Consider the following 7329-nt stretch of genomic DNA (forward strand, 5'->3'; position numbering starts at 1 on the left):
GCCCTCTGGGTGTTACGAAAGGAAAGAGCGATCGCACTGATGCGATCGCTCTGGATTTCCCGGAAAACTTAGTTAACTCTCAAGCCGCCTCTCAACTTAATCCTAGCGGCGATTGCTTAGCCACTTAGCGGCTACAATTCCCAAGATACCTGCAACAATCGGATTGCCCAAAAACTTCATCAAACTGGGCTGATCTGCCAACACTTCGCGGAAAACATCGGGGTGGGAGTGATAGGTAAACGATGCCAATCTCGCAACATCATCAGCAGTCATGTGGTTCGGATTGTGAGTCGAAAGTCCTAGCTGTTGCTCTAAAGCGCGATCGCTCAGTCCTTTCTTGCTCAAATGCTTAAAGAATTCTCGCGCCACATCATCCCGTTCATTCGGTTTAATTTGTGCGATCGCCTTTTGCAACTCCGGCTCTAATTGAGCAGGCGATACGTTATCATGGTGCAAAGACTGGCCGAATAACTGTCTGCGCTGAGCTGGAGTAGTCCGCTGAGCAAAGTCATCAAAATTTTCGTATTCGTCGGCTGATACTGCCGGCATTTCTTCAGTATTTCCGTGCGACAAATCGTTCATGATTTGGCGCTTGTATTGGTCGCTGGTAGCCATGATATTTTTCTCCAATTTTCAAAATTTTTGCGTCTCAATCTGATCTTCAGAAATTACGCTCTCGGCTGCGAGTGGAAGATTGCTTAGGGCTTAGTTTGCTTCAATACATTCCCCTTACCCTTGGATTGCTTCGCTTAGCTCGCATTGACAACAATTAGACTTGTAATTAATTCCGTAAGCCTTAAATTACTTAAGCCTTACTCGAGTTGTACTCAATCTGGTTGGATTGCTGATCGTATTTCGCCGTCAAAATCAGTTTTTTATCCGGGGCATACATCAAAACTGTTACATCTTGATTCGGGAAATTGTGATGAAAACCTTGGGCTAAAGATTTTGCTAAATCCTTTACTTCATTAGGGCGGACTTGCGGCGTAATTACAACACCTAACTTGTTGTTATCCCGGATATAAACGTCTTGTACTACATTCTTTGCAGTCTGCATTACCCAATTGCCAAAATCTTGGCCAACTGGGGTATTTCCTCGTTGTAGCTGTGCGTAATAATTGGAATTACTACCAATTGCTACTGGTAGATTAGTCGGTTTCTGGGCTGCGGGTGCTCCCGCACAGGCTGTAGAAATAGTCAGGACTAAAACCAACATTAGCCCGGTAATAATTTGGCGACTTTTCTGAAAAAAATTCATTTTTTTCCTCCTTCTGCGAAACGTTCTTAACAGAATGATTAATTACTTATTCTCTGTTTTCATTCTGTACTAAGTAGTTGGACAAAAATAAATAATGTCATTACGAGCAAAGCGAAGCTTTTCCCAAAACCTTGCGATTGCTTCACTTCACTTCTTCCGTTCGCAATAACATGGCTACGTTTATTTATGCCCGACTACTTATAAACAGAGGGTCTAGATAGAAAAGTAGCTACCCAGACCCTCTGAGTTAGTATTAAGCGCGGTTTACTTTTTCCTTCACGTCATCTTTTATGTCTTCGACCCCGTGGCGAACTTGGGCTTCTTTTTGCTTCATTTTGCCTTCAGCTTTATCTTCGGGATCGCCAGTAACATTACCTAGCGCTTCTTGAGCCACACCTTCAAGGTTTTTGGCAGTAGCTTTTGCACGATCTTCTACACTCATGATTTTTCTCCTATTCTGTAAAGTTGTTTACTTTTTTTGTCTTAAACTCATGGTATTAGCAAATTCCTTGCTTTACCCTCTACCAAGAGATAGATTAAAGAAAAAGGGGGAGAATATGATAGTAACCGCTAGCTCTTTAAATCCTTCTGCTTTCTGCGATAACTATATTTGGGAATAACTTTGTAACTACAAAACAAAGTCCGCCTGTGCGGACTATAAAAATAAATTTAACCCCTAGACTCTCCATAAGGGTTTTGTTTGAGAAGATTACGATTTGAAATGTTGAGCTTCAAAAGATGTTAATGTTTTGTTTCTTCCTCTATCTTTTGATTAAGTTCTTCTCTTAAGATTTCCGCTGCACGGAGAGTTTGAGCCTCAGCTTGCCGATGTTCACCTCCGGCTTTCTCTGCTACCTCACAGAGTAATTCTGCCCTAGCTTCTCGATTTTTCTGTTCAACATACTGGATATGGGTTGTTGCTGATTCTTCGTCATTCATGAGCTTTCACCATGTTTTTTAGATAATTTATTTAAATGAGAGACACTTCCAGGTAAATTCAACCATACTTTTATAGTAAGAGAAATAGTTGAGCTATTCATCTGCCTATAGAGATAATATATAAGATTTAAAACTAATACAAAAGGAACAGAAACTTTAACGCCTTCAACTGCTGTCAGACTGACCCATCATGCTTCGTAAGGTCGCAGTCTCAATGGTAAGTTTAACACCGAGACTGCGGCGCTAAAAGTAGATTGGCGTAAGTCCTATGCTCATCAAAAATTTTAGGTGTTTCAGCAGTCACGAACCCCCCTTTGTTAGGGGGTTATAGGGAATCGATGAGGTTAACTTTGAAGCGTCTAATCAATGAATCCCATCAGTGTGAAAGTATCATCAGTTTCGTTGGGAGCTATAGGGCGACTGCCACCCATCACGGAGTAAAGTTCGCTAATCTGTAGCGTGCTCGAACCAACTGGGCGGTTTCCAGCTTCAGAGTACATTTCCATTACCTGAAAGTTATCTGCCATGACTGGGCGATTGTCCACTATTTCTATCACTTCCAGAGAACTTGATTCTATGGGGCGGTTGCGGATAGTCTCGAACACCTCAAAATCATTAGCTCCAATTGGTCGATTCTGAGGTAGAGGATTATGATACAATTGAATGTCTGGCTGTTTGCGATCGCTCATTGCTTTGTCCCTAATTGTTAAAGCCATAACTTGAGATATACTCCCTGATTTTTGGGTAACAGCCTCATTCGCTGCAACTTCCTCTGTCTTACCACTGTTTCTGCGTCCCTGGCTCGCGGTTTTCTTGCCAGTTCTGTTAATCGCCATAAATAAATACCTCTGTGTTGCTGAGTAGGTTTACTATTGACTAGAAGAAGCACTTTTTTAGTCAGCTTTCAATTCTACTGTCAATAATTAAAATATTCTAAATTATACCAAATATTTTAATTTAATTGCAATCTAACTACATATTTGTTAATATTTATAAGTAACATAGCATTCTCTGATAGTTACTATGGGAGATAAATTTTATCTTCAAGCTCCCTTTGAGCCGACTGGGGATCAACCGAAGGCGATCGCGCAACTAACTTCAGGCGTACTTGCAGGCGATCGCTTCCAAACTCTACTTGGTGCGACGGGTACAGGCAAAACCTTTTCAATAGCTGCGGTTATTGAGAAAGTGGGCAGACCTACCCTAGTTTTAGCTCATAATAAGACCCTCGCGGCTCAACTGTGCAACGAATTGCGAGGTTTTTTTCCCAATAATGCCGTCGAATACTTCGTTAGTTATTACGACTATTACCAGCCAGAAGCATACATTGCTGTCACCGATACATACATCGAAAAAACAGCAGCAATTAACGAAGAGATCGATATGTTGCGACACTCAGCAACGCGATCCCTCTTTGAACGCCGCGACGCGATCGTAGTAGCATCAATTAGCTGCATCTACGGCTTAGGAATGCCAGCAGAATACCTAAAAGCTGCTATCCCTTTTCAGGTAGGAACCGAAGTTAACCAGCGGCAACTATTGCGAGATTTAGTTAACATTCAATATAGCCGCAACGACTTAGATTTAGGTCGAGGAAAATTCCGCGTCAAAGGCGACGTACTAGAAATTGGCCCCGCCTACGAAGATAGAATAATTCGCATAGAATTCTTTGGCGATGAAATTGATGCGATTCGCTACGTTGACCCCGTAAGTGGTGGAATTATCCAAACCGTAGAAGCTTTGAATATTTATCCCGCCCGTCACTTCGTAACCGCTGAAGACAAATTGGAGGCAGCTTGTCAAGCAATTGAAATCGAAATAGAAGACAGCGTAGAAGAACTAAAAAAAGCGGGTAAATTAGTAGAAGCACAACGTTTAGAACAACGCACTCGCTACGATTTAGAGATGTTGCGAGAGGTTGGCTACTGCAATGGAGTCGAGAACTATTCCCGCCATTTAGCAGGGCGAAATGCTGGAGAACCGCCAGAGTGTTTAATTGATTATTTCCCCAAAGATTGGCTGTTAGTAATAGATGAGTCTCACGTCACAGTACCTCAACTACGGGGGATGTACAACGGCGACCAAGCCAGAAAGAAAGTGTTGATTGAGCATGGATTTCGCTTACCTAGCGCCGCAGATAACCGCCCTTTGAAAGCAGAGGAATTCTGGGAAAAAGTAAACCAGTGTATTTTTGTTTCTGCTACCCCTGGTAATTGGGAAATAGAAATCTCTGAAAGTCGAGTTGCCGATCAGGTAATTCGCCCAACAGGGTTAATAGATCCTGAGATTTATGTGCGTCCGACTGAGGGGCAAATTGACGATTTGCTAGGAGAAATCAAAGAGCGCGTACTTCTGCAAGAGCGGACATTAGTGACAACTTTAACTAAACGCATGGCGGAAGATTTAACAGAATATTTGCAAGAACGCGGAATTAGAGTCCGGTATTTGCACTCAGAAATTCAGTCAATTGAGCGCATAGAAATTCTGCAATCTTTGCGGGATGGAGATTTTGATGTATTAATAGGAGTGAATTTATTACGGGAGGGATTAGATTTACCAGAGGTGTCTTTGGTAGCAATTCTAGATGCAGACAAGGAAGGATTTTTAAGGTCAGAACGTTCTTTAATTCAAACCATTGGTAGGGCGGCTCGTCATGTCCGGGGACAGGCGATATTGTATGGTGATAATTTGACAGATAGCATGATTAAAGCCATTGATGAAACTGATAGACGGCGGGGGATTCAGTTGGCCTATAACAAAATGCACGGAATTACACCGCAGTCAATTGCGAAGAAGTCATCTAAGAATGCAATTTTAGCATTTTTGGATGTGTCGCGGCGGCTGAATTCTCAGCAGTTAGAAACGGTCTATGAACAGGTAGATGAGTTATCTTTGGAAGAGATCCCTGAGTTGATTGGTCAGTTGGAAGTGCAGATGAAGGAAGCGGCGAAGAAGATGGAGTTTGAAGAGGCGGCTAAGTTTCGCGATCGCATTAAGCACTTGCGAGATAAACTACTAGGTCATTAGTCACTTTAGTAGTAGTAAGGTTGGGAAGGCGATCGCTTTTCCCTTTTCCCTAGTTTAGGGCAAAATTTGGGAAAGCGATGCCTGCGGCTGGCTACGCCTTCGCACTTTTTATCAACTTCTTAACCTCTCCTTAGTGTATTCGCGTTCTAAGCTGTCGGCCACTGAGAAATTATCTTCAGAAGAGTCATCTGGTTTTGACTTGTATTGAGAAAGCTCATCTTTCAAATTGCAATTCTCAGAGTGTTGGTTAAATTTCACATAATTAGGACTTACGCAGGGAGTCTCAGAAACCGGGTTTTTGAGAGCATCTGTGGGTAAAAACGAAGTATTTTCGTAAAAAACCCGGTTTCTTTGGTTGGGTGCGTAAGTCCTGATAATTTAGCCTTTCCTCAAGATGCTGAATCTGACTTGGAAGCGCCACCTGTCGAGTATCTGCCTGTGTATTCCTTCGTGCCTCTTGGTAGAGTTGATACACTAGACGGAGGAAGCTCGACATTAAGTCTTACGCTAAGTTCAAGAAAAAACTTAATAAATTGGAAGACTCCCAAGAAGATCCAACTAATATAAATGAATAACCACTAACATCATGTATGACCCACAACTCAACAAAAATCCCCTTTGTTGACCTCTCCCTCCAACATCAACCCATCCAAAGTCAAATAGAACAAGCTATTGCACAAGTCATCCAGAAAGGAGACTTCATTCTTGGCCAAAAACTCGCCGAATTTGAATCAGCATTTGCCACAGCTTGCGGCGTAAAATATGGTATCGGGGTGGGCAGTGGTACAGATGCGATCGCGCTAGGACTTCAAGCTTGCGGGATCGTCCCTGGCGACGAAATCATCCTCCCCGCAAACACCTTTATCGCTACCATCATCGGCGTTCTTCGAGCCAAAGCGACACCAGTATTAGTAGATTGCGAACCTCACACCGCTCTTATTGACCTAATAGCAGCAGAAAAAGCCATAACCCCCAAAACCAAAGCAATTATGCCCGTGCATCTCTACGGGCAAATGGTATCGCCTAATCAACTTCTAAATTTTGCCAAAACCTACAACTTAATCATATTTGAAGATGCTGCACAAGCACACTTAGCACAAAGAGAAAATTACCGTGCAGGTTCATTTAGCAAAGCAGCAGCATTCAGCTTTTATCCTAGTAAAAACTTAGGAGCCTTTGGCGATGGGGGAATGCTAGTTACTAACGATCGAGAATTAGCACAAAAAATGCTGATTTTTCGTAACTACGGTGCATCCCAGAAATATTTGCACACAGAATTAGGAACCAACAGCCGCCTCGACACCTTGCAAGCAGCCGTGCTAAATGTTAAGCTTCCATACTTAGAGGGTTGGAATCGCGATCGCAATTTAGCTGCTCTGCATTATAATGAACTATTAGATCCCCTGAAAAAAAAAGGGATCTTCCCCATCCAAAACCAGAGTGGCAATGGTAATATTTATCATCTATACGTAATCAGGGTGACAGATGAATGTCCCCTTACCCGCGATATCCTTCAGGAGAAACTCGCAGTTAACGGCATTCAAACAGGCATTCACTATCCGATACCTTGCCATCTCCAACCTGCCTATCCAAACTTAGGTAATTTAGGCGATTTCCCTAATGCAGAAAATCTCTGCAAACAGATTTTATCATTACCAATGTATCCTGGACTGAGAAAAACTCAAGTTGAGCAAGTAGTTGCGGGGATTGCATCTTTAATTGGGAATTGGTAATTGGGAATTGGGAATTGGTAATTGGTAATTGGGAATTGGTAATTGGTAATTGGTAATTGTTAGTTGTTAGTTGTTGGTTGTTATTGTTCGCTGTGCTCCGCGTGTCAAGCGCAGCGCAGGTGTTCGCTGTGCTCCGCAATCTGAGGTGTTGCGAAGGTAGTGAAGTAAACTAAGTCCGAAGCGATCGCAATAGGTTGAGATCGCCTTGAGGTTTCTAAAGGTAGGACTGATGAATTGTAACTTTGTGGTAAGGTTTTGAGATTGCTTCACTACGTTCGCAATGACAACCAACAACTAACAACCAACAACCAACAACTAACAACTAACAACTAACAACTAACAACTAACAACTAACAACTAACAACTAACAAC

General features: G+C 42.4%; 7 protein-coding genes. 2 read left to right on the forward strand and 5 right to left on the reverse strand.

Going from position 1 to position 7329, the window contains the following annotated elements:
• Nucleotides 1–102 precede the first annotated feature (102 nt).
• The 5 genes from PN499_RS12485 to PN499_RS12505 all read right to left on the reverse strand — a co-directional run bounded on the left by PN499_RS12485 (nt 103) and on the right by PN499_RS12505 (nt 3033).
• Entirely contained in the window at nt 103–615 is a 513-nt protein-coding gene (locus PN499_RS12485; protein WP_272032249.1) for a hypothetical protein, read from the reverse strand.
• A gap of 190 nt (nt 616–805) precedes the next feature.
• The gene (locus PN499_RS12490) at nt 806–1258 is read right to left on the reverse strand and encodes a hypothetical protein (RefSeq protein ID WP_272032250.1); all 453 of its coding nucleotides are present in this window, start codon (nt 1256–1258) and stop codon (nt 806–808) included.
• A 253-nt stretch (nt 1259–1511) separates the two neighbouring features.
• Entirely contained in the window at nt 1512–1700 is a 189-nt protein-coding gene (locus PN499_RS12495) for a CsbD family protein (RefSeq protein WP_272032251.1), read from the reverse strand.
• Between the two features lie 299 nt (nt 1701–1999).
• Nucleotides 2000–2197 (reverse strand): hypothetical protein, encoded by a 198-nt coding sequence (locus PN499_RS12500; RefSeq protein WP_272032252.1) that lies wholly within the window; start codon nt 2195–2197, stop codon nt 2000–2002.
• A 359-nt stretch (nt 2198–2556) separates the two neighbouring features.
• Nucleotides 2557–3033, reverse strand: coding sequence for a hypothetical protein (locus PN499_RS12505; RefSeq protein WP_007354687.1), 477 nt, complete (start codon nt 3031–3033; stop codon nt 2557–2559).
• A gap of 187 nt (nt 3034–3220) precedes the next feature.
• On the opposite strand from PN499_RS12505, the gene uvrB reads away from it, so the two are divergent.
• Both uvrB and PN499_RS12515 read left to right on the forward strand, forming a co-directional pair.
• Entirely contained in the window at nt 3221–5224 is a 2004-nt protein-coding gene (uvrB, locus tag PN499_RS12510) for an excinuclease ABC subunit UvrB (protein ID WP_272032253.1), read from the forward strand.
• Nucleotides 5225–5814: 590 nt separating this feature from the next.
• On the forward strand, nt 5815–6957 hold the full coding sequence (locus PN499_RS12515; RefSeq protein ID WP_272032254.1) for a DegT/DnrJ/EryC1/StrS family aminotransferase: 1143 nt from the start codon (nt 5815–5817) through the stop codon (nt 6955–6957).
• Nucleotides 6958–7329: the final 372 nt, after the last annotated feature.

The sequence above is a fragment of the Kamptonema animale CS-326 genome (assembly GCF_028330895.1).
Lineage (GTDB): Bacteria > Cyanobacteriota > Cyanobacteriia > Cyanobacteriales > Microcoleaceae > Kamptonema > Kamptonema formosum.

Bases quoted from the DNA above. Each gene is read 5' to 3' on its own strand.
- PN499_RS12485 (WP_272032249.1), bottom strand. From the start codon at position 615: ATGGCTACCAGCGACCAATACAAGCGCCAAATCATGAACGATTTGTCG.
- PN499_RS12490 (WP_272032250.1), bottom strand. From the start codon at position 1,258: ATGAATTTTTTTCAGAAAAGTCGCCAAATTATTACCGGGCTAATGTTG.
- PN499_RS12495 (WP_272032251.1), bottom strand. From the start codon at position 1,700: ATGAGTGTAGAAGATCGTGCAAAAGCTACTGCCAAAAACCTTGAAGGT.
- PN499_RS12500 (WP_272032252.1), bottom strand. From the start codon at position 2,197: ATGAATGACGAAGAATCAGCAACAACCCATATCCAGTATGTTGAACAG.
- PN499_RS12505 (WP_007354687.1), bottom strand. From the start codon at position 3,033: ATGGCGATTAACAGAACTGGCAAGAAAACCGCGAGCCAGGGACGCAGA.
- uvrB (WP_272032253.1), top strand. From the start codon at position 3,221: ATGGGAGATAAATTTTATCTTCAAGCTCCCTTTGAGCCGACTGGGGAT.
- PN499_RS12515 (WP_272032254.1), top strand. From the start codon at position 5,815: ATGACCCACAACTCAACAAAAATCCCCTTTGTTGACCTCTCCCTCCAA.